Consider the following 20581-nt stretch of genomic DNA (forward strand, 5'->3'; position numbering starts at 1 on the left):
TCGTGGACTCCCCCTCGACCGCTCGATCCCTGCGCATCGGCTACGCCGCAGGCGCGTTCGACCTCTTCCACATCGGCCACCTGAACCTGCTGCGGCACGCGAAGAGCGAGTGCGACCTGCTCATCGCCGGGGTCGTCTCCGACGAGATGCTCCAGGTCACGAAGGGCATCACCCCGGTCATTCCGCTCGCCGAGCGCATGGAGATCGTGAGCCACATCTCCTACGTCGACCGCGTGCACGCGGAGGTCGTGCCGGACAAGCTCGACACCTGGCGCGAGGTGCGCTTCACGCACTTCTTCAAAGGCGACGACTGGCGCGGCACGGAGAAGGGCCTTCGCCTCGAGCGGGAGTTCGCCGCCGTCGGCGTCGAGGTCGTCTACTTCCCGTACACGATGTCCACCTCGTCGACCGTGCTGCGCCGCGCGCTCGCCGCCCTGAACGGGGACGGCGAGCGCGTCACCGGCTGAGCCGGCCTACCCGCACTTCGCGGTGTCGTAGGTCACCGGGACCGGCCGCACCTTCGGGGTGTGGCTCACCGACACGGTCTTGCTGTTGTCCGTCCCACCGGTGAACACAGCCTTCACGGTGACCGAGTCGGCGGCGGGGATCGTGATGTTCACGACGCCGACCGGACGGTCGTACATGTTCCCCTTCACGGCGGGCCGCTTGTTGTACGCGCCGGTGGCGGCGTAGTTCGTGTTGAGCTCGGGCAGCAGGTTCGTGCCCCACGTGACCTTCTCGCCGTCGATGTACACCGCGGACAGCTTCGAGCCGACAGGCCCGTAGACCTGGACCCATTGCCGGTCGCCGCCGATCGGGATGCGCTTCTGGTGCGCCTTCACGTACTCGGGCAGCGAGTAGATCTGGTTCAGCGGCAGGGTGTTGATGACCTTCGCCGACATCGTGTACTTCGGCGTCGGCGTGCAGGTGTTGGTCGTGACCTTGACCTGCTCGTCCATGTAGTAGCTCATCTTCGACGTGGCGTCGTCGTTGTTGTAGACGCCCAGGACCGTCGCGTCGCTGTTGTCCTTCGGCAGCATGTTGCCGAGCTGCGAGTCGAGGAGCAGCTTCTCCTCGTCCGCCCGCGTGCTCCACATCTTGAGCCGCTGCTCGTCCATCATCGGCTTGAGCTGGTCGAGGTACGCCTGCGGCGAGCCCTGGCCGTTCGTCACCGCGGTGAAGATCGCCTGCGCTGCGGAGGCGAAGACCGCGTCCTGCACGCGCGGGTCCGTGTACTTGGCATAGACCTGATTGAGCAGGAACGGGACGGCGTTGTTCGAGTCGATCACCGTGCCGTCCGCAAGCTTCACCGGCCCGGTCGCCTTCATCAGGTACGAGAGCGCCACCGGGTCGAAGGAGATGACGCCGTCGACCTTGCCGCCGTAGACGTTCCGCCACATCGCGCGAGCGAGCTTCGCGTTCGTCGGGTAGTCGGGCGTCATGGTGATGTTCGTGACATAGGTCGACGCGTAGTTCGTGTAGATCTTCGACCAGTCGCCGTTGCCCTTGCCGCTCGGCGTGTAGGGCGGGACCGTGTAGGGGTGGGGGAAGTCGCCCGAGTTCCCCTGTCGACCGAGCTTGATCTTGCCGTCATTCACCACGAGCATCGCCATCGACGCGGGATTGCCGCCGCTCGCCCGCTCCTCCGCGTTGTTCTGGAAGATCAAGAGGTAGTGGCGAGCGCCCTCACCACCGAGCGCGGGGTAGAGCACCGGCATGACCTTGCGGAGCTCGTGCGTCGCGGGCGCCGCCTGCTCGAGCAGCGACTGGACCTGAGCGATCGGCCCCTTGAGCTGCGGGACGACGTCCTTCGTGTCGATCGCCTTCGCGCTTCTGTCCGCGGCGGTGATGGCGTCGTCGATGTCGCCGATCGCGGGCGTCAGCTGCTTCAGCGGCTGGATGTCGATCCCGCCGTTCTTCGGCTTCAGGCTCTCGACGCTGATGCCGTCCGCCGCCTTCGCGAGCGGCCCGACGCCATCGTGAACGAGGGCGTTCACGAGGTCGGCGGTCTGCCGGAAGGCCTTGAGGTTGGGCCCGACGACGGGGATCTGCTCGTAGAACGACCACACCGGATCGTCCACCTGCTGCGCCGCCTTCGCGGTGTTCGCCTGCAGCTGCTCGTAGAGCTTCGCGGTGCTCGGCGCGTTCGGCTGCCCGAGCGCGGATTTGAACGTGGTGAGCCGCCCCTGCGCGGCCTGCAGCTGGTCCTTCGCGATCAGCGCGCGGTTGCCGACGTAGACGGTGAGGAGCACGACCGCGACGATCCCGAGGCACAGCGCGACGACGCCGCCGATCGTGATGCGTCGGCGGATGCGCTGTGCACGTGTGCGCTGCTTCTTCTGCTTGCGGGCTTTGGGCACGGTCGAACGTGGTCCTTTCGGGAGGGCCGGTCGTCGGGCGGATGCACCCTATTCGAGGGTCACGCGTCCCGCCGGGAGGAGCCGCGGAGCGTCGCCTCCCGACCAGCGGCAGGTCCTCCCCGCTCCGCGGCGCGCCTCGACCGTCCCGCATCGGGCCGCCGCAGGATTGCCCCCGCCCATCCCCCTGACCGAACGGACTCGTCGTGGCCGACACCGCCCCCTCTCGGCGCAGACACCTCGTGCGCCGGCTCGGCGGCTTCGGATCCTCCGTCGTGATCAACGGCGTCATCAGCCTCGCAGTGGTGCCGATCGTCATCACGCAGGCGGGGGCGGACCTGTGGGCCGGGATCGCCGTCGCGCAGTCCATCGCCTCATTCGTCGCGGTCGTCGTGACATTCGGTTGGGCCGTGACGGGCCCGGCCACGGTCGCAGGCCTGAGCGACGAGGAACGAAGCGGCTACTTCCGCGCCTCGGTCGCGGCCCGGGTCTGGCTGGCGGTCCCCAGCGTGCCGATCATGATCGGCGCGGTGATCTTGCTCGCTCCAGGAGACCGGTTGGCCGACGTCCTGGCAGCCCTCGCGCTCCTGCTTCCGGCGCTCGGGTCCTCGTGGTTCTTCGTCGGGGAGGGCTCGCCGCGGCGGCTCCTGCTCAACGAGACGGTCCCGCGCGCAGCCGGGACGGCCCTCGGAGCGCTGCTGCTGCTGACGACGCACCTGCCGCTCGAGGTGTTCGCCGGCGGCCAAGCGCTCGGCGCCGTCGCGGCCGTCGCCCTCGGATGGCGATCCGTCCTGCGGCGCTATCCGGGCCGGCTGCGATTCGACCTGCGGGCCGACGTGCACCGCCTGCGCGGCCAGACCGGCGGTGTCGTCACCGCGGTGACCGCGGCGCTCTACGTGAACCTGCCCGTCGTGCTCGCCGGCGTCCTTCTGCCGAACCAGGTCGCCGTGTACGCGGTGGTCGACAAGCTCCAGAAGCTCGCGCTCACCGCGCTCGGGCCCGTGTTCCAGGTGACTCAGGGCAGCGTGGGGAGCGCGGACCCCGTGCTGCGACCTGCCCGGGCGCGATCGGTGGGGCGCGTGGCCCTCGTGCTCGGCGCGGCGGTCGCGCTCGGGTTCGCCCTGCTCGGCGGCCTCGGCGTCCAGATCCTCTCGTCGGGCCGGATCAGCGTTCCGCCGCTACTGGTCGCCGCACTCGGCGTCGCACTCGGCGCCGTCAGCACGAGCGCGATCATCGGCCTCTCGTGCCTGACCGCGCTCGGCGCGGTGAAGCAGGTCGCGGTGAGCACCGTGCTCGGCGCGATCGTCGGGATCCCTGCGATCCTCGTCGGCGGGATCCTCTTCGGCGTGACCGGCATCGCGATCGCGGCGGCCCTGTCGGAGGTGGTCGTCGCGGTCTACCAGGTCCAGGTGCTGCGTCGCCGAATCGGCGCGTCGGAACGGGGGTCCGATGTGTCCCCCTTGTTAGGGTCACCCACGTCCTGAAGCCACGCGTCCCCCTCGCGGTCGGCAGCGAAGGAGATCTCCCATGCCCGGTACCGCCACGGGCGACACCGTCTACTGCACGGTCGTCGCACGCAACTACCTCCCGCAGGCGCTCGCCCTCCACGCGAGCATCCAGCGCCATCAGCCCGACCGGCACTTCGTGGTGCTGGTTGTCGACGGCGAGGTCGAGCTCGAGGAGCGGCCAGGGCTCGAGCTCGTCGGCCTCGAGGCGCTCGCGCTGCCCGAGCGGGAGCAGCTCGACCTCGCTGCCATCTACGACGTGGTCGAGCTGTCGACCGGCGTGAAGCCGCGCTTCATGCTGCAGCTCCTGGAGCGGTACGAGCGCGCCGTGTACCTCGATCCCGATCTCTACCTCGTCTCCTCGATCGAGGAGCTCGACGACCTGATGGACGAGCACGGCGTCGTCCTCACGCCGCACATCCTGGAGCCGATCCCGCCCGGGGAGTCCTTCCGCTCGGAGATCAACACCCTCACGGTCGGTGTGCACAACCTCGGGTTCTGCGCGGTGGGCCGCGCAGGACGACCGTTCCTCGAGTGGTGGTGGAGCCACCTCGAGCGCGAGTGCCTCATCTACCCGCTGCTCGGGCTCTTCGTCGACCAGAAGTGGACCGACATCGGCGCCACGATGTTCGACGCCCACTCCCTGCGGCATTACGGATACAACATCGGCCACTGGAACCTCCACGAGCGCCGGTTCTCCCGCCGCGACGGCTCGTTGGTGATGGATCGCACGGGGGAGCCCCTCCGCTTCTTCCACTTCAGCGGGTTCGACCCGAACGACCCGGAGGCGATCAGCGAGCGGCAGACGATCTCGCTGAAGGACACCGATCTCGGCTTCGACGAGCTCGTGCCGCTCAGCCGGGAGTACGCCGCGCTCGTGCTCCAGGCGCGATCGGATCTCGGTGCCAGCCCGAGGTACGGCTTCGACACCGACAGCAGCGGGCGTCCCATGACCAAGCGCCTGCGGCGGACGTACCGCAAGGAGCTCATCGACAACGGCCCCGAGTCGCTCCCCTCGCCGTTCATCGACGCCCAGCGGGAGGCGTTCGCGAAGTGGCGTGCCCGCTCCCTCCCCCGTCAGGCGACGAACGCTCTCGCCGACTCGTCGCTCGCGTTCAAGTACGCGTTCCCGGACACGTACAACCGCATCAAGCGGACCGCGCCCGCGCAGTTCCGCTGGGTGCGGGGCCGCCTGCTCGCGGGCGCGAAGATCCGCCGATGAGCGGCCGCCTCGAGCACCTCCGCCGCACGGAGGGAACGGTGCACGGCGCGCGCACCGCGCTGACCCGCGTCGCGCGTGGGACCGCCCGACGGCTGAACGCCCGCGCGCTCGGCTGGCGGAACGGCGTCCTGCCGCTGGGGAGCACCGTGATCGGCGCGTCGCACATCACCGTCGGCGAGGGATTCGATGCGGCTCGGCCCGTGTGGCTCGAGGCCGTGACCTCGTACGCGGGCGAGACCTTCGAACCGCGGATCCGGATCGGCGCTCGTCTCACGAGCTCCGGTCTGCTGCACGTCTCGGCCATCGGCGAGATCGCGATCGGCGACGACTGCCTGTTCGGATCGAACGTCTACATCGGGGACCACGCCCACGGGGAGTACCGGGGCCACGGCTCGTCCGATCCGTCGTCGGCTCCTCGTACCCGCCCGCTGCGCAGCCCCGGACCGATCGCGATCGGGGACCGGTGCTGGTTCGGCGACAACGTCGTCGTGCTGGGCGGCGTGACCATCGGCGACGGCTGCGTGATCGGCGCGAACTCCGTCGTGACCCGCTCGCTCGCTGCGGGAACCATCGCGGGCGGCTCCCCCGCACGCCCGCTGAAGACCTGGGATCAAGCCGCGGCGACGTGGCGCCGATCCGCATCGACCGCACTCGAAGGACGACCGGCTTGACGAAGATCCTCCACGTGTCGTCCGCGTTCGACGTCGACTTCCCGGGCGGCATCACGAACTACGTCCGCACGCTCGCCTCGAGCCAGCTGGCCGCGGGGAACGAGGTCGCCGTGCTGGACGGCGGGGAGCACGAGACGTGGACGTCGCACCCGCTCGGCTTCATGGTCCGCGGCCACCGCGCGACGCGCGTCCAGCACTTCAGCCTGCGATCACCGGAGGACGCCGAGGTCTCCGACTCCGTGCTCGACGTCGTCCGGGAGCTCCAGCCGGATCTGGTGCACTTCCACCTGACGATCGGGGTCGGCGTCGCCTTCTACCGCCGCTTCGCCGAGCTGGGCATCCCGTACGTGATCAGCCTCCACGACTACTTCCTCTACTGCCCGCGCATCACGATGATGGACTGGCGGAACACGGACTGCGGCGGTCCCGAGAAGCACAAGTGCGAGCGCTGCATCGGCGTGCTCGACCAGGTCGACCTCCTCCGTCGCGGCGGTCGCAAGCTGTCTCTCCCCCTGCCCCGCATCCCGTCGAGGTCCGTCACCCGACGGAACGAGGTCATCTCGGACTTCTTCGGCGCTGCCGCGCGGATCCTGCCCGTCGCGGCGCGCGTGGAGGAGCTCTACCGCCGCGAGTACCCGGGAGCCTCGTACACCGTCTCGCACATCGGCAGCGAGTCCGCGCTTGCGCCGCGCCTCGAGAAGACGTCGTCGGCACGGCTGCGTCTGACGGCGCTGGGGACGCTGAGCAAGTACAAGGGTGCCGAGGTCCTGGCGGCTCTCGCTCGGCGGCTGCCGAAGGACCGCGTCGAGGTCCGCTTCCACGGCAGGGTCGACGAACCGAGGTGGGGGCGGCTGGCCGAGGAGGCGGGCATCGATCTCCGCGGCCCGTACCGGCCCGACGACCTGCCGGGCATCCTCCAGGAGACCGACCTCGGGGTCATGGTGCCCGTCTGGGAGGACAACGCACCGCAGGTCGTGATGGAGTTCCTCAACTCGGGCACGCCCGTGCTGGCGACGCGCATGGGCGGCATCCCGGATTTCGTGGACGAGCGCAACGGCTTCCTCTTCGATCACCGCTCCGAAGCCGAACTCACGGCCGCGGTCGAGTTCGCCTCGTCGCTGACGCCGGAGCGTGCTCGCGCCTGGGGCGCTTCGCTGCCGAGGCTGGCGACGCCCGCCGACCATCAGCGTGAGCTCGGTCGGATCTACGAGGAGGCGCTGACCGCCTGATCCGAGTCGTCGGCGTCGGCGGTCGTGATCGCGGCCAGCGCCAGGCCGAGCACGATCCAGAGCTTCAGGTCGAAGTAGTACGACGTCAGCATGCCGCCGACGAGCAGCACGGTCAGCCATCCCGCCAGGAGGGGCTGCGCGGCGGCGTCGCGTCTCGCTCGCCACCACAGCACGGCGACGAGCACGACGAAGGCCAGCTCGAGGACGAGGAGCGGGACACCGCCGTCCGCCGCGGCCTGCAGCCACTCGTTGTTGGCGACGACCTGCAGACCTTGATTCGGTGCGACGTATCCGGACCGTGCCAGGGCGTCACGGAGACCGCCGGCGCCGACCCCGAGCAGGGGCGAGTCCAGATCGACCCTGAGGACCGCCTTGTAGAGGTCGAGCCGGGGCGCGTTCGACGACTGCTCATTGGGGTCGAAGACGTTGGTGGGCAGCTGCGGAGGGGCGACCTCGGTCGGTGACGAGTCACCCGCATCACCCGCATCACCCGCATCACTCGGTTCCGGTGTCGCCGACGGCTCGGCGGACACCGTGGTCGAGCTGGGCACCGAGGATGCGACGGCCTGGCCGCGCGGCAGGGCGTCGAGCACCGAGGGCACCGCGAACGACAGCGCACCGAGCACGACGGCGGCGACGACGCCGCGCAGGAGGAGCGCACGGTGCGCCCGCCATGCGACCGCGAGCAGCAGGGCGAGGACCGGGAGCAGGAACAGCAGCGACCGTGCGTTCACCAGGGTCAGCAGGACGCCGAAGAAGCCGATCGACCACCAGCCGACCTTCATGCCGGTGAGCCTCGCGAGCGCGACGCGGCAGGCGACCACGAGCACGAGGAAGTAGGCGAAGTAGGCGGGCTCGTAGTTGAAGGCCGCGATGCGGCCGCCTTCCCCGGAGGTTCCGACACCCGTGTAGGCGATGAGCTGCGGAAGACCGGTGTAGAACGCGATGAGCTGCCACAGCCCGAACAGCCCGGCGACGACGGCACCGGCGAGGACCCAGCGGAGCGCCCAGACGACGTCCGCTCGGGAGCGGACCACGCCGATCACGGCGAGCGCCGGGGCGACCGCCCCCGTTCCGAGCGCGACGACCTGCGCGAGACCGGCTGTGATCGGCGACACGAAGAGCGCGCGCACGGAGTACAGCACGATCATCACGATCGCGACGAGGACCAGCCAGCGGAGCGGGCCGCGTGCTCGGACCCATCCCGCCCCCCGGAGCCACCACTCCGGGATCAGCAGCAGCGCGGCGACCGTCAGGAGGACGACGGGCAGCTTCACGTTGTACGGCCCGAGCCCGATGTTCGCGAGCCGGTCCCACGACATGGTGAAGAGCCCGAGCGCGCACAGCACGCCGGCGATCGTCCGGCGGGCTCCCGCTCGGTCCTCCGCACGGACCGACGGGACACGGGCCGCGTCGCCTGCTCGCGACGTGAAGGTCCGTTGAGTCCGCTGCAAGCTGAGGCTCCTGCCGTGTCGTCCGCACAGATTAGGGGGGACCCGGCGACACTGGATGGCGCACGAGCCCAGAAGGGGGTACATCATCGTCGGCCTTATCGCACACGAATGGGTGGAGCCGCGCGGCGGGTCTGAACGAGTCGCCGCTGCGATCGCCGATGCGTTCCCCGGTTCGGACGTCGTCGTCCCCTGGAACAACGCCCCGAGGCGACTCGAGGGGCACGACGTCCGCGAGAGCTGGCTCGCCCGGTCCCCGTTCCGTGACCGCAAGGCCCTCGCTGCGCTCGTGTTGCCCGCCGTCTGGCGACGCGTCGTCCCGAAGCAGCGCGACTACGACTGGGTCATCGCGAGCAGCCACCTGTTCTCCCACCACATCCGGCTGCGCGGCCGCTCCTCCGGGCGACCGAAGTTCGTGTACGTCCACTCCCCTGCCCGATACATCTGGAACCCGGAGCTCGACGACCGCGGCGCATCCGCGATCGCGCGACTGGTCTCCGTGGCGCTCAAGCCGATCGATCGGCTCCGAGCGAAGGAGGCGACCTCGATCGCCGCGAACAGCGAGTACGTCCGCACGCGTGTGCAGCGCGCCTGGGGTCGGGACGCGATCGTCATCCACCCCCCGGTCGACGTCGATCGGATCGCGGAGGAGCAGGACTGGGCCGTTCGACTCGGGGCGGATGAGCGATCGGTGCTCGACGGCCTGCCCGGGCGCTTCGTGCTCGGCGCCTCTCGCTTCGTGTCCTACAAGCGGCTGGATGTGGTGATCCGCGCGGGTGAAGCGGCGGGGCTCCCCGTCGTCCTCGCCGGGAGCGGCCCCGACCGCACGATGCTCGAAGCGATGGCGACGCACGCCGCCGTGCCCGTGATGCTGGTCGACGACCCGAGCGACGCGATGCTGTACGCGCTGTACCAGCGAGCCGATGTCTTCGTCTTCCCGCCCGTCGAGGACTTCGGAATGATGCCCGTCGAGGCGATGGCGGCGGGAACCCCCGTCGTCGCCAACGCGATCGGCGGTGCTCGCGAGTCCGTCCGCCCCGGCTTGAGCGGCGTCCTGCTCGACGACTTCGAGCCGCAGAGCCTCGCCCGCGCGGTGGAGGAAGCGCTGACCCTCGACCGCGAACGGATCCGCGAGCACGCGATGAGCTTCTCGGTGGAGGCCTTCCAGGCGAGGGTGCACGCGTGGGTCGACGCCGCATGAGCCGGAGCGCCTGATGGTGCTGCTGGTCGACGATCGCTGGACCGGATCGCACGGCATCGCCCGGTTCGCGGGCGAGGTCGTCCCGCGGATGCGGGTGCCGCACCGGGCCCTGACCGGACCTGTGGACCCGCTGTCTCCGCTCGACGTGCTCAACCCGGGTCGTCTGCGTCTGTCGGGCAGGGACATCGTCTACTCCCCCGGCTTCAACGCCGGCCTCAGCAGGGCTCGTCAGGTCCTGACGCTGCACGACCTCATCCACCTCGACGACCCTGACGAGCGTTCGACCGCGAAACGCCTCTACTACGAGCGCCTCGTCCGACCCGCGGTGAGACGAGCAGGTCTCGTCATCACGGTCTCGCCCACCTCGGCGCGCTCGATCCGCACCTGGATCGATCGGGACGACGTGCGCGTCGTCGACGTCGGGAACGGGTGTTCGGACATCTTCCTCGAGGCCGCGGTCACGCTCCCCCCGGATGACGCGACGTTCGCCTATGTGGGCAACCTGAAGCCGCACAAGAACCCGCGCGTCGTCTTCGCCGCGCTCGCGCAGGTCACCGGAGCACGGCTCACGGTCGTGAGCAGGGACTCCCAGGCGGTGCAGGAGTTGGCGGCGGAGTTCGGCGTGACCGATCGTGTCCGCGCCGTCAGCGACTGCACGGACCAGGAGCTGCGCGACGTCTACGCGAGCAGCAGGGCCCTCCTGATGCCGTCCCTCAGCGAAGGCTTCGGCCTGCCGGCCGTCGAGTCCATCGCCGTCGGTCGTCCAGTCGTCCACTGGGCCGGGTGCGAGGCGGTCGCCCAGGTGGTCGGCCCCCACGGGGCCGCCGTGCAGGACGCGCACGACCCCTCCGCCTGGGCTGACACGATGCGGGCCGTCATCGACGACCGGACCGGACATCCGCTCCCGGACGCCGCGTGGCGGCACCGGCACTCCTGGGACGCCGTCGCCGGAAGGGTGGACGCTGCTCTGACCTCGTTCTGAGCCGCCGGTCGGAGGTCGGCAGCACACGACCGCGGCGCGCCGCCCATCGCCTGGGGTCGCGGCCGTCAGCGACGGGTCAGCGCGCTCCCTGCGACTGCAGCACCGTCTTGACCGTCCAGAGCAGGATGACGAAATCGTCGAAGAGCGACCAGTTCTCCGCGTAGTAGAGGTCGAGGCGGATCGTGTCCTCCCACGACAGGTCACTGCGGCCGCTCACCTGCCACAAGCCGGTGATCCCCGGCTTGACCAGCAGCCGTCGGCCCGCCGCGTTGTCGTACAGCGCGACCTCCTCGGCCCGCTGCGGGCGCGGCCCCACGATGCTCATGTCGCCGCGGACGACGTTGAAGAACTGGGGCAGCTCGTCGAGGGAGTACTTGCGGATGAAGGCGCCGAATCGCGTGATGCGCGGGTCGTTCTCGACCTTGAACAGCGGCTTGTCGTCGGTGCCCTGCTCTCGGAGGAGCTCGGCGAGCTCGGCATCGGCGCCGATGCGCATCGAGCGGAACTTGTAGACGTCGAACGCCTTGCCGTTCAGACCGATCCGCTGCTGCCGGAAGAGCACCGGGCCGGGGGACGTGAGCTTCACCCCGATCGCGGTCGCGATCATGAGCGGCGACGTGACGACGATCGCGAGCCAGGCCAGTCCGAAGTCGAGCACGGACTTCGCGATCTTCTTGCCACCGTCGTACGACGGCGAGTCGACGTACATCAGGGGCAGGCCGCCGACCGGGCGCGTATGGATCCGGGTCCCCGCGACCTCCGTGATCGCCGGCGCCACCATCAGGTCCACGCCGGTCGATTCGAGCCGCCACCCGATGCGGCGCACCGCCTCCGGCGGCAGCTCCTCCGAGCCGGCGAGCGCCACGGCGTGGACGCGGAGGCGACGGGCGATGACGCCGACGTCCTCGAACGAGCCGAGGCGCTCGACCGGGACGTCCGCGCCGTCCTTGATCCGCTTCGGGAGGCAGGCCCCGACGATCTCGAAGCCGAGATACTTCCGCCGGGTGAACTCCTCGTACAGGTGCTCGACCGAACTCGGCGCTCCGACGAGCAGGACGCGGATGAGGTAGCGGCCGCTGCGGCGCTGCCGACGGAGCCATTGGCGCCAGGCCCACCGCGAACCGATCAGCAGCGCGACGCCCGCCGGGAACGCCGTCACGATGTAGCCCCGAGCAGGGTTGAACTGCAGCAGCAGCGCCACGATCGCGAGCAGGCCGAAGAGCCGGAAGCTGGCTCCCGCCACTCGGCTGTACTCGGCGAAGCCCGAGCCGATGACGCGAGGGCTCCGCGTCCCGAACAGCTTGAGGAAGGCCATCCACAGCACGAAGAGCACCACGCTGGCGAGCGAGTACGGGACGCTCACCGGCATCGTCGTCGCGATGTAGGTCGGCGACGTCTCCGCTCCGAGCCAGATCACCTGCGTGCCGGCGAGGGTCAGGGCCAGCAGGATCGCGTCCGAGGCGATGAGCCTGCGCTGGAACGCCTTCTCCCACGTCGGGTTCGTCCGACGGATCGGGAGACCGATCGGCTGCTCGTCCCGCAGGCGCCGGCCCGCGCGGGGACGGGGCGTCTCGCCGGTCAGTCGCGGTCGTTCCGTGGTCACTGCCACCATTTCCCCCAGGTCGAGCAGACGTGCTGGTCGACATAGGTTCTATTTCGGAACGGGTAACCCGTTCGAGGCACGCCGACCTTCGAGCACATCGCGAATGACCAATGTGTCTCTGTGGAGGATCAGCATCCTCACGGCGACGGCCAGGATGCAGCCGACGACCGCGCCGATGGAGTTCGCGAGGACGTCCGCGAGGCTCGAGACCCGTCCGGGCAGGAAGAGCCCCTGCGCCGTCTCGACCGCTGCCGAGAGCAGGGCCCCGCAGACGATGGCGAGGAACCAGAACCGATAGGGGAAGAGGATTCCCAGCAGGAACCCGACGGGCACGAAGAAAACCACGTTCGCGGCGGACTCGACGAAGCCGTAGTCCACGAAGGTGGGCACGCCCTTCGACCACAGCTTCTGGAGCAGACGATCGATGTAGGGGTCCAGGCCGTTGTCGACCGTGGTCGGCCACAACGTCACCAGCAGCACGAAGACGATGTAGACGACGGTCAGAACGGTCACGAACCGCACGCGGAACGCGCCGGCGTGCGTTGCTCGGCCCATGCTGCATGGTCCCATGGACCGACGTCGGCGCGTCAGCGCTCCCCCGCGAACGGGGGGTGTCACGGTGCTGCCATGACGCGTCGCAGGACCATCCAGGCGGTGCTCGCCCTCGTCGCGCTCGGGTTCGCACTCATCCCCGTCTTTCAGGCGAACATTCTCGCGCCGGGCGACACCTACTACTTCACGAACTGGGACCGGCACTCACAGGCGCTCGTGCTCTCGAAGATCGAGCAGGACACGACCGGCGAGGGGTCGTCGAGGTTCGGCCTGGTCGCCGCGAATCCGGATCCCGACGCGCCCTACTCGACGTTCGACGGCCTGCGAGGAGGAGCGGTGCCGGCGAGCACGAGCTACTCGCCCTACGCCAGCTCGCTCGGGCTGCAGGGTTGGGCGTTCGAAGGCCTCTACCGAGCCGGGTGCTCGACGCTCAACTGCCTGAACACCGTCGAATCGGGGGTCTTCAGCCTGGTGCTCGTGCTGTTCACGACGTTGCTCGCGCTCGCCGTGCGGCGATCGTTCGGCATCGTCGTCCTGCTCTCGTCGCTGGTCTCGCCGTGGGTGGTCTCGTCGGCGCACAACCTCTACTGGGTTCCGTGGACCTGGTTGCTCCCGGCGTGCGCGGCGGCCGGAGTCGTCCTCGCGCGGACGCGACGCCAGCGGATCGTCTGGATCGTCATGGCCGGTGCCGCAACGGCCCTCAAGTCGACGACCGGCTACGAGTACCTCTCGACGACGACCCTGCTGGCCGCATCGATCCCGGTCCTCGCCATGCTCCTCGGGCGCCCCGTCGACCGGCGGACCGCGTTCCGACGGAGCGCCGCGGTGTTCGCGTCGTGCGTCGCCGGCTTCCTCGTCGTCCTGATCGTGCACATCCTCGTGACGGGTCAGGGCTCGTTCGTCGCCGGCGCCGACTTCGTCGTGCACGATGCGCTCCGACGCACGCACGGCTCCGCGGCGCTCGACTCCGACCCGCTCGTCAACGCCTCCCTGAAGGCGAGTCTCGGGGCCGTGCTCACCCGCTACATCGTCGGCTGGAGCACTGCGCTGTTCGCCGTCGGGATCGGCGGCCCGTACCCGTCGCTGTCCATCGGCACGGGCGGGTTCTGGGGGCTGAGCGTGCTGGCGGTCGGTGCGGTCGTCCTGCAGCTCGTCCGGGAACCGGTCCGGGGACGACGCGACCTGGCCGTGCTGGTGGCCGGCGTCGCCCCGGCGCTCAGCTGGTTCGTGCTGGCCAAGTCCCACTCGTTCACCGAGACCAACGAGAACTACGTGCTCTGGTACCTGATCTGCATACCGACCCTCGTCTGGCTGCTGGGTTCGGCAGTCCTCCGGTGGCTGCGGCCACCGGAGGCAGAGCCGGAGCGCCTCGGCGCGGCGGCGTCACGATGAGCGCCCGAGCCATCGCGACGAAGGCGCGGTCGAGCCTGCACGCGGCCTCCACCGCGATGACGTCGGTGCGCGGGCGAGCGGCGACGCGCATCGGCGCTGCCGTCCTCGGCCTGGCCGCACTGGCCCTCGCGCTGCTTCCCGTCTTCCAGGCGAACGTCCTCCAGCCGGGCGACACCTATTTCTTCACGAACTGGGACCGGGAGTCCCAAGCGCTCGTGCTCGCCGAGATCGAGCAGCAGGTCACCGGGCGCGGCACCTCGCCGTGGGGGCTGCAGAACGCGGTCCCGCAGGTCCTGTCTCCCTACGACACGTTCGATGCGCTGCAGTTCGGACAGCCCCCGACCGCCACCGGCTACGTGCCCTACCCCAGCTCGCTCGGCCTGCAGGGGCGACTGTTCACCGAGCTGTTCGAGCACGGGTGCACGACCCTGAACTGCCTGAACACGGTCGAGTCCGGCCTGTTCTCCATCGTCTTCGTGCTGTTCCTCGCTGCGCTCGCGTGGGTGACCCGCCGGTCGTTCGCGCTCGCCGTCCTCGTGACGTCGCTGCTCTCACCGTGGGTCGTCTCGGCGGCGCACAACCTGTACTGGGTGCCGTGGACCTGGCTCCTCCCGGCCCTCGCGGCGTGCCTCGCCGTCGGCGCGAGGAGGCGGGGCGTCCGCGCGTCGGCGTTCGTCCTCGTCGGGGTCGGGACCGCGGTGAAGGCGACGACCGGCTACGAGTTCCTCACCTTCACGACGCTGCTCGCCGCATCGATCCCCATGATCGCAGCGGTGCTCGGACGACCTCGGAACTGGCGGCCCGTGCTCCGCGATGCGGGCGTCATCTTCGGGGCGTGCTGTGCCGGGTTCGTCGTCGTCCTCGTCGTGCACGCCCTCGTCGCCGGAGACGGCTCACTGCCGGCCGGGCTCCAGGCGATCCTCCATGACGCCCTCAAGCGCACGTACGGCTCCTCATCCCTGGGGGCCGACGCCGTGACGGTGGAGTCCCTGAAGGCCTCTCCCCTCAAGGTCCTCGCCATCTACCTGGTCGACTGGCGCTCCAGCGTCCTGTCGATCGGCATCGGAGGGCCGTTCACTCCGCTCGCTCTCGGCCCCGGAGCGTTCTGGGTCATGGTCGTCGGGGCTGTTGCAGTAGCGACTGTGGACCATTTCCGAGGCCGGCCCGAGGCGAGGCGTGACGCGGTCCTGCTGCTGGCGACGGCGGCGCCCGCCGTCAGCTGGTTCGTCATCGGCAAGTCCCACTCCTTCACGGCGACCTCCGTGAACTTCGTCCTCTGGTACCTCGTCTTCGTTCCCGCCGTACTCTGGGTCCTCGTGGCGGCAGTCGGCCGAGCACGACTTCTCTCCCGGCTCGGATCACTTCTCGTCGAATTCGAGCGGAGCGTCGTGTCCTCCCGGCGAAGGCCAAATCGGTTCGTACGCTCTCCCCCGAACGGGTGACGCGCAGCCCTGCGCGGCCGACTGAGCATGGAGAACGCCGGTGAGCTACGACGCGATCGTGATCGGCGGAGGCTTCTACGGCCTCCGTGTCGCGATGCACCTCCGAGAGCGATGCGGGTCGCGATCCGTGCTCGTGCTCGAGGCCGCGCAGGAGCTCATGGGTCGGGCTTCTTACACCAATCAGGCTCGGGTGCACAACGGCTATCACTACCCGCGCAGTCTGCTGACCGGCTATCGCTCGCAGGTCAACTTCCCCCGCTTCGTCGAGGAGTACCGCGACGCGGTCGTCTCCGACTTCCCGCATTACTACGGCATCGCCCGAACACTGTCCAAGACCAGCGCGCGGCAGTTCGAACTCTTCTGCCGAAGGATCGGCTCGAAAGTCGGTCCGGCGCCTGCTGCGATCAGCTCACTGTTCGACTCGAGCCGCATCGAGGAGCTCTTCCTCGTGCAGGAGCCGGCTTTCGACAGTCGGATCCTGCGCCGACTGCTGCTCGAGCGCATCGAGTGCATCGGCGGGATCGACATCGAGGTCGGCGTGCGGGTCGAGCGCGTCGAGGGGCGGCATGGGACGATCGAGGTGCACGCCCCGGGGATAACGTTCCGCGCACCTCGCGTCGTGAGCGCCCTCTACTCGGGAACGAACGTCCTGCTCGAGGCGTCCGACCTGCCCGTGATCGGACTGCAGCACGAGCTGACCGAACTCGCGCTGGTCGAGCTGCCCGACGAGCTCGAGGGCGCCGCGTTCACCGTCATGGACGGCCCGTTCTTCTCGCTCATGCCGTTCCCGTCCCGTGGGCTCCACTCGTTGTCGCACGTGCGGTACACGCCGCACCACAGATGGTCGGAGCGAGCGGCCGGCGAGACCCGAGACCCCTACGACCTCATCCGCCGCCTGCAGGGGCATTCGCGGTTCTCGAGCATGAAGGCCGACGTCGTCCGGTACTTCCCCGGAGCGCGCCGGATGGAGCATCGTGATTCGCTCTACGAGGCAAAGACGGTCCTCGCACGGTCCTCGGGCGACGACAGCCGCCCGATCCTGTACCGCCCCGACCACGGCATCCCGGGCTACACGTGCGTGATGGGCGGGAAGCTCGACAACATCTACGACGTCCTCCTCGAACTGGAGCATCAACATGCCGCATGACGACAGCGAACGGACGGATGCCTTCGCCTCGGTGATCGCCATCATCGACGAGGGGATGCTCGATCCTGCAGCACGCCTTCGAGAGCTCGGCCGTGCAGTGATGACGCGGTACCGGAACTACGAGATCGTCGTGGTCGACAACGGGCTCTCGGTGGACACGATGATCGCGCTCCGGGACCTGCTGGCCGAGGAGCCGTGCTTCCGCGTCCTCCGACTCGCTCGGCGATCAAGCATCGACACCGCCGTCTTCGCCGGCCTGGAGGCGGCCATCGGCGACTTCGTCGTGATCTCCGCCATCGCGTACGACCGCCAGGAGCACGTGCTCGACGTGCTCGACCTCCTCAGGGACGGGCACGACGTGGTCCAGGGCGAGAGCCGCGGGCCGCTCGGCGGTGGCCCGTTCGCTCGCGCGGGTCGTCGCACGTTCTACTGGTACAACCGCCGGTTCCTGGACGTGGACATCCCCGCGCGGTCGACCTACCTGACCGGCCTCACGCGAAGTGCGGCGAACTCCCTCGGCGCGGCTCGACGGACCCACCGGTACCTCCGGCACCTCATCCGCTACATCGGATACCGGGTCACGTCGTACCGGTACGACCTCGACAACCCGCAGGCGCGACGTATCAAACCGCGTCCTCGCCTTACCGATGCGATCGAGATGGTGAGCAGCTACTCGACCCACCCGCTCCGAGTCGTCACGCTCGTCGGTGTCGTCGCAGGCCTGCTGAACCTCCTCTACGCGCTCTACGTGATCGTCGTCACGCTGGTGTCGACGCACGTGACCCAGGGATGGCCCACCACCTCCCTGCAGCTCTCGGCGATGTTCTTCATCATCTGCACCGTCCTCGCGGTCCAGGCGGAATACATCGGACGCATCCTCAGCGAGAGCCGACGGGAGCCCGGTTACGTCATCACCGAGGAGCTCGAGAGCGAGACGCTCATCACGGAACGGGAGCGCCTCAATGTCGCAGCTGCATGAGCCGATGACGCCCGAGCGGTCCGTGCCGGCGCACGACGTGACGGAGCTCGCGCCGCGGTCGTCGAGGTACTGCGTCCTCGTGTTCGTCATCAACGAGGGCGAGAAGGTCCGCCGCCAGCTCGCGGGCATGTCCGACCTCGCGGCGCAGGTCGACGTCGTCGTCGCGGACGGCGGCAGCACGGACGGGTCGCTCGATCTGCCCTCCCTCGAGGAGTGGCGCGTCCGCGCACTGCTGACGAAGCGCGGACCGGGCAAGCTCAGCGCGCAGATGCGGATGGCGTTCTCCTGGGCCCTGGAGCAGGGGTACGACGGCGTTGTCACCATCGATGGGAACGGCAAGGACGGGTTCGACGCGATCCCGGAGTTCCTCCGGCTCCTGGACGACGGTGTCGATCATGTCCAGGGCTCTCGCTTCATCCCGGGGGGCCGAGCGATCAACACCCCGCTGTCGCGCCTGATCGGCGTACGCCTGCTCCACGCTCCGCTCATCAGCCTGGCCGCGCGAGAGCGGCACACGGACACCACCAACGGGTTCCGCGCGTACAGTGCACGGCTGCTGGCCGACGATCGCATCGCCCCGTTCCGCGACGTCTTCTCGACGTACGAGCTCCACTACCACCTGGCGATCGAGAGCTCTCGAGACGAGCGCTTCCGAACGGCGGAGACGCCCGTCGTCCGCGCGTACCCGCGCGGCAAGGTCCCGACGAAGATCAGTCCCGTCCGCGGCAACGCGCACGTGTTGGGCGTCCTCGCCCGCGCGGTCACCGGTCGCTACCGGAGCGCATCGTGACGAACGACGACGCGCTCGTGGGCTGGACCGGGTTCGTCGGCGGCAATCTTGCGCGCCAACGGGAGTTCGGACACCGCTTCAGCTCTCGGGACAGCGGAACGATGCGCGGCCGGCACTTCGGTGACGTCGTGTTCAGCGCCGCTCGAGCCGAGAAGTGGCGCGCGAACGCCGACCCGGCCGCGGACTCGGCTCACGTCGCCGAGCTGGAGGATCTTGTCCGCTCGTTCACCTGCGAGCGTCTCACCCTCATCTCCACGGTCGACGTCTACGACGACCCGAGGGACGTCGACGAGGAGTCCGAGATCGATGAGCGCGACCTGCACGCGTACGGGGCCCACCGACTGCGGCTCGAGCGCACAGCGGCGACCGCCCACGAGCACGTCACGATCCTCAGACTCCCCGGCCTGTTCGGTCCCGGCCTCAAGAAGAACGTCGTGTTCGATCTGCTCCACCGCAACCGGCTCGGGGCGCTGCAGCCCGCGAGCGCCTTCCAGTACTACAACCTCGATCGCATCGCCGCCGACGTCGCGCGGGCAGAACGAGCCGACCTCCGGATCCTCAACCTCGCCGTCGAGCCGATCACCACGGCCGACGTGGTGCAGGAGGTCTTCGGTCGCGAGCCGCTGCCCGCGCAGTCGTCGCCCGTCGTGCGCTACGACGTCCGAACCCGACACGCGTCCGCCCTCGGCGGGTCCGGTCCGTACCTCTACGACCGCGCCACGACCATCGCCGAGATGCGCTCCTTCGTCCGATCGGTCGAGGTCGCGGCGTGAGACTCGCCGTCTCGAACATCGCCTGGCAGGCGGAGGACGACGATCGCGTCCTTGCGGCACTCGCCGACGAAGGGGTCGACGCGATCGAGGTCGCTCCGACGCGACTGGCGCCGGATCCCACCTCCATCTCGGCCGCCGAGGCCCGCTCGATTCGCAAGGCATTCGAATCGCGCGGCATCGAGATCGTCTCAATGCAGTCGCTCCTGTTCGGGCAGCCCGACCTCCGCCTGTTCGGTTCGGACGCCGACCGCGATCAACTCCTGGACTACCTGGCGAAGATCATCACGCTGTCGGGACACCTGGGAGCCGAGAAGCTGGTCTTCGGCTCTCCTCGGAATCGCCTGCTGCCTGGTGCGCCCGCGCGGTCACAAGATCTCGCGGCGGCCACCGACTTCTTTCGCAGGGCTGGATCGCTCGCCTATGCCGTCGGCGCCGTGTTGTGCATCGAACCCAACCCGGTCGCCTACGGGTGCAACTTCGTCGTCACGACCGACGAGGGCATCCAACTCGTAGACGCCGTGGACCATGCCGGATTCGGGCTGCACCTCGACGCCGCTGGTTCGACGCTTGCCGGCGAGAACATCGAGGCTTCAGTGCATGCAGCCGGTACGAGGATCCAACACTTCCATGCGAGCGCACCGGAGCTGGGCATGCTCGAGACCGAGGTAGTCGATCACGCCGGAGCTTCTCGGGCTCTTCGGGCAACCGGCTACTCCGGCTTCATCTCGATCGAGATGCGGTCGAGCGATTCAGACACGAACGAGCAGCGAGTTCGAGACGCCATTCACCTCGCTCGACACGCGTACCTGTGACCCATCACCTCTTGCGGAAGAGGAAACGGCTGAAAAGGTAGTTGGCTGCGAACGACACCGGAACGGTGGCCAGCTTGCAGAGAATCGGCGGCCCATCGGTCCAGCTCGTCAGTGCGCCGATGAGCGCCGAGAACGTGAGGATCGAGGTCGTGTACCAAGCGACGAACAGGACGTACGTCTTCGGCGACGCGCCGACTCCGAAGGTCAATCGTGTCACGAGCAGGTAGACCAGGGAGATCGACGCGAAGGAGCTGCACAGATTCGACAGCGCAGGGGATACCCCGAGCGCGACGAGTGCCGCGAAGCCTCCGAGGTCGACGGTCAGACCAGCGAGCGATCCGAGGAAGAATGTTGCGAACCTGCGCAGGGCGGTCGGCATGCGAGGAGCCCTCGAGACGGGCAGCGCGTCCGATGTCATGCGTCTCCCTGGTCCATCCGCGCAGCTACGCGGCTCATCGACGATATTCGGCCTC

At 69.1% G+C, this 20581-nt stretch carries 19 protein-coding genes; 14 read left to right on the top strand and 5 right to left on the bottom strand.

Translation table 11 applies throughout. The features are described 5' to 3' along the window. Positions 1-2 precede the first annotated feature (2 nt). A complete protein-coding gene (locus CLV52_RS17060) occupies positions 3-467 on the top strand; it encodes an FAD synthase family protein (protein ID WP_133767603.1) in 465 nt (154 codons plus the stop codon). A gap of 6 nt (positions 468-473) precedes the next feature. Here CLV52_RS17060 and CLV52_RS17065 read toward each other — a convergent pair whose 3' ends face one another. Further along, positions 474-2360, bottom strand: coding sequence for a DUF4012 domain-containing protein (locus tag CLV52_RS17065; protein WP_133767604.1), 1887 nt, complete (start codon positions 2358-2360; stop codon positions 474-476). A gap of 203 nt (positions 2361-2563) precedes the next feature. Between CLV52_RS17065 and CLV52_RS17070 the strand changes: the two genes are divergently transcribed. Genes CLV52_RS17070 through CLV52_RS17085 form a run of 4 tightly spaced genes read left to right on the top strand, consistent with a single transcriptional unit; the run spans position 2564 to position 6984 of the window. Continuing rightward, complete coding sequence (locus CLV52_RS17070; protein ID WP_133767605.1) at positions 2564-3841, top strand: polysaccharide biosynthesis protein; 1278 nt, start codon at positions 2564-2566, stop codon at positions 3839-3841. Between the two features lie 43 nt (positions 3842-3884). After that, complete coding sequence (locus CLV52_RS17075; RefSeq protein ID WP_133767606.1) at positions 3885-5084, top strand: glycosyltransferase family protein; 1200 nt, start codon at positions 3885-3887, stop codon at positions 5082-5084. Beyond that, the gene (locus CLV52_RS17080) at positions 5081-5755 is read left to right on the top strand and encodes a DapH/DapD/GlmU-related protein (RefSeq protein WP_133767607.1); all 675 of its coding nucleotides are present in this window, start codon (positions 5081-5083) and stop codon (positions 5753-5755) included. Before CLV52_RS17075 ends, CLV52_RS17080 begins: the two co-directional genes overlap by 4 nt. After that, positions 5752-6984 carry a glycosyltransferase gene (locus CLV52_RS17085; protein WP_162850922.1) on the top strand — a complete coding sequence of 411 codons (1233 nt, stop codon included), beginning with the start codon at positions 5752-5754 and terminating at the stop codon, positions 6982-6984. Before CLV52_RS17080 ends, CLV52_RS17085 begins: the two co-directional genes overlap by 4 nt. Here the strand turns inward: CLV52_RS17085 and CLV52_RS17090 are convergent. After that, positions 6960-8333 carry an O-antigen ligase family protein gene (locus CLV52_RS17090; RefSeq protein ID WP_162850923.1) on the bottom strand — a complete coding sequence of 458 codons (1374 nt, stop codon included), beginning with the start codon at positions 8331-8333 and terminating at the stop codon, positions 6960-6962. The two genes, CLV52_RS17085 and CLV52_RS17090, sit on opposite strands and share 25 nt — an antisense overlap. Before the next feature lie 217 nt (positions 8334-8550). Here CLV52_RS17090 and CLV52_RS17095 point away from each other — a divergent pair, with 217 nt between their 5' ends. Together CLV52_RS17095 and CLV52_RS17100 are read left to right on the top strand one after the other, a co-directional pair. After that, complete coding sequence (locus CLV52_RS17095) at positions 8551-9636, top strand: glycosyltransferase (protein ID WP_211342744.1); 1086 nt, start codon at positions 8551-8553, stop codon at positions 9634-9636. 13 nt (positions 9637-9649) lie between these two features. Further along, complete coding sequence (locus CLV52_RS17100; protein ID WP_133767611.1) at positions 9650-10618, top strand: glycosyltransferase family 4 protein; 969 nt, start codon at positions 9650-9652, stop codon at positions 10616-10618. A gap of 76 nt (positions 10619-10694) precedes the next feature. Here the strand turns inward: CLV52_RS17100 and CLV52_RS17105 are convergent, their stop codons facing one another. Continuing rightward, positions 10695-12221, bottom strand: a complete 1527-nt coding sequence (locus CLV52_RS17105) for a sugar transferase (RefSeq protein ID WP_162850924.1) — start codon at positions 12219-12221, stop codon at positions 10695-10697. Positions 12222-12269: 48 nt separating this feature from the next. Next, complete coding sequence (locus tag CLV52_RS17110) at positions 12270-12734, bottom strand: VanZ family protein (RefSeq protein ID WP_162850925.1); 465 nt, start codon at positions 12732-12734, stop codon at positions 12270-12272. 114 nt (positions 12735-12848) lie between these two features. Here CLV52_RS17110 and CLV52_RS17115 point away from each other — a divergent pair, with 114 nt between their 5' ends. The 7 genes from CLV52_RS17115 to CLV52_RS17145 are packed head-to-tail and all read left to right on the top strand — an operon-like array spanning position 12849 to position 20108. After that, the gene (locus CLV52_RS17115; protein ID WP_133767614.1) at positions 12849-14165 is read left to right on the top strand and encodes a hypothetical protein; all 1317 of its coding nucleotides are present in this window, start codon (positions 12849-12851) and stop codon (positions 14163-14165) included. Then, the gene (locus tag CLV52_RS17120) at positions 14162-15607 is read left to right on the top strand and encodes a hypothetical protein (RefSeq protein ID WP_133767615.1); all 1446 of its coding nucleotides are present in this window, start codon (positions 14162-14164) and stop codon (positions 15605-15607) included. The genes CLV52_RS17115 and CLV52_RS17120 overlap by 4 nt, the downstream gene beginning before the upstream one ends. Positions 15608-15647: 40 nt before the next feature. After that, on the top strand, positions 15648-16754 hold the full coding sequence (locus tag CLV52_RS17125) for an FAD-dependent oxidoreductase (protein ID WP_133767616.1): 1107 nt from the start codon (positions 15648-15650) through the stop codon (positions 16752-16754). Then, positions 16744-17733, top strand: coding sequence for a glycosyltransferase (locus CLV52_RS17130; RefSeq protein WP_133767617.1), 990 nt, complete (start codon positions 16744-16746; stop codon positions 17731-17733). The genes CLV52_RS17125 and CLV52_RS17130 overlap by 11 nt, the downstream gene beginning before the upstream one ends. Further along, entirely contained in the window at positions 17717-18523 is an 807-nt protein-coding gene (locus tag CLV52_RS17135; protein WP_133767618.1) for a glycosyltransferase family 2 protein, read from the top strand. The genes CLV52_RS17130 and CLV52_RS17135 overlap by 17 nt, the downstream gene beginning before the upstream one ends. Continuing rightward, positions 18520-19296, top strand: coding sequence for an NAD-dependent epimerase/dehydratase family protein (locus CLV52_RS17140; RefSeq protein WP_133767619.1), 777 nt, complete (start codon positions 18520-18522; stop codon positions 19294-19296). Before CLV52_RS17135 ends, CLV52_RS17140 begins: the two co-directional genes overlap by 4 nt. Beyond that, the gene (locus tag CLV52_RS17145; protein WP_162850926.1) at positions 19293-20108 is read left to right on the top strand and encodes a sugar phosphate isomerase/epimerase family protein; all 816 of its coding nucleotides are present in this window, start codon (positions 19293-19295) and stop codon (positions 20106-20108) included. The genes CLV52_RS17140 and CLV52_RS17145 overlap by 4 nt, the downstream gene beginning before the upstream one ends. Positions 20109-20112: 4 nt before the next feature. Here the strand turns inward: CLV52_RS17145 and CLV52_RS17150 are convergent, their stop codons facing one another. After that, complete coding sequence (locus tag CLV52_RS17150; protein WP_162850927.1) at positions 20113-20487, bottom strand: GtrA family protein; 375 nt, start codon at positions 20485-20487, stop codon at positions 20113-20115. Positions 20488-20581: the final 94 nt, after the last annotated feature.

This window comes from Amnibacterium kyonggiense, assembly GCF_004364555.1.
In the GTDB taxonomy this organism is placed as follows: Bacteria; Actinomycetota; Actinomycetes; order Actinomycetales; family Microbacteriaceae; genus Amnibacterium; species Amnibacterium kyonggiense.

Coding starts and splice junctions, on each gene's coding strand:
- CLV52_RS17075 (WP_133767606.1), top strand. CDS start 3,885: ATGCCCGGTACCGCCACGGGCGACACCGTCTACTGCACGGTCGTCGCA.
- CLV52_RS17080 (WP_133767607.1), top strand. CDS start 5,081: ATGAGCGGCCGCCTCGAGCACCTCCGCCGCACGGAGGGAACGGTGCAC.
- CLV52_RS17100 (WP_133767611.1), top strand. CDS start 9,650: ATGGTGCTGCTGGTCGACGATCGCTGGACCGGATCGCACGGCATCGCC.
- CLV52_RS17115 (WP_133767614.1), top strand. CDS start 12,849: ATGACGCGTCGCAGGACCATCCAGGCGGTGCTCGCCCTCGTCGCGCTC.
- CLV52_RS17120 (WP_133767615.1), top strand. CDS start 14,162: ATGAGCGCCCGAGCCATCGCGACGAAGGCGCGGTCGAGCCTGCACGCG.
- CLV52_RS17130 (WP_133767617.1), top strand. CDS start 16,744: ATGCCGCATGACGACAGCGAACGGACGGATGCCTTCGCCTCGGTGATC.
- CLV52_RS17135 (WP_133767618.1), top strand. CDS start 17,717: ATGTCGCAGCTGCATGAGCCGATGACGCCCGAGCGGTCCGTGCCGGCG.
- CLV52_RS17150 (WP_162850927.1), bottom strand. CDS start 20,487: ATGCCGACCGCCCTGCGCAGGTTCGCAACATTCTTCCTCGGATCGCTC.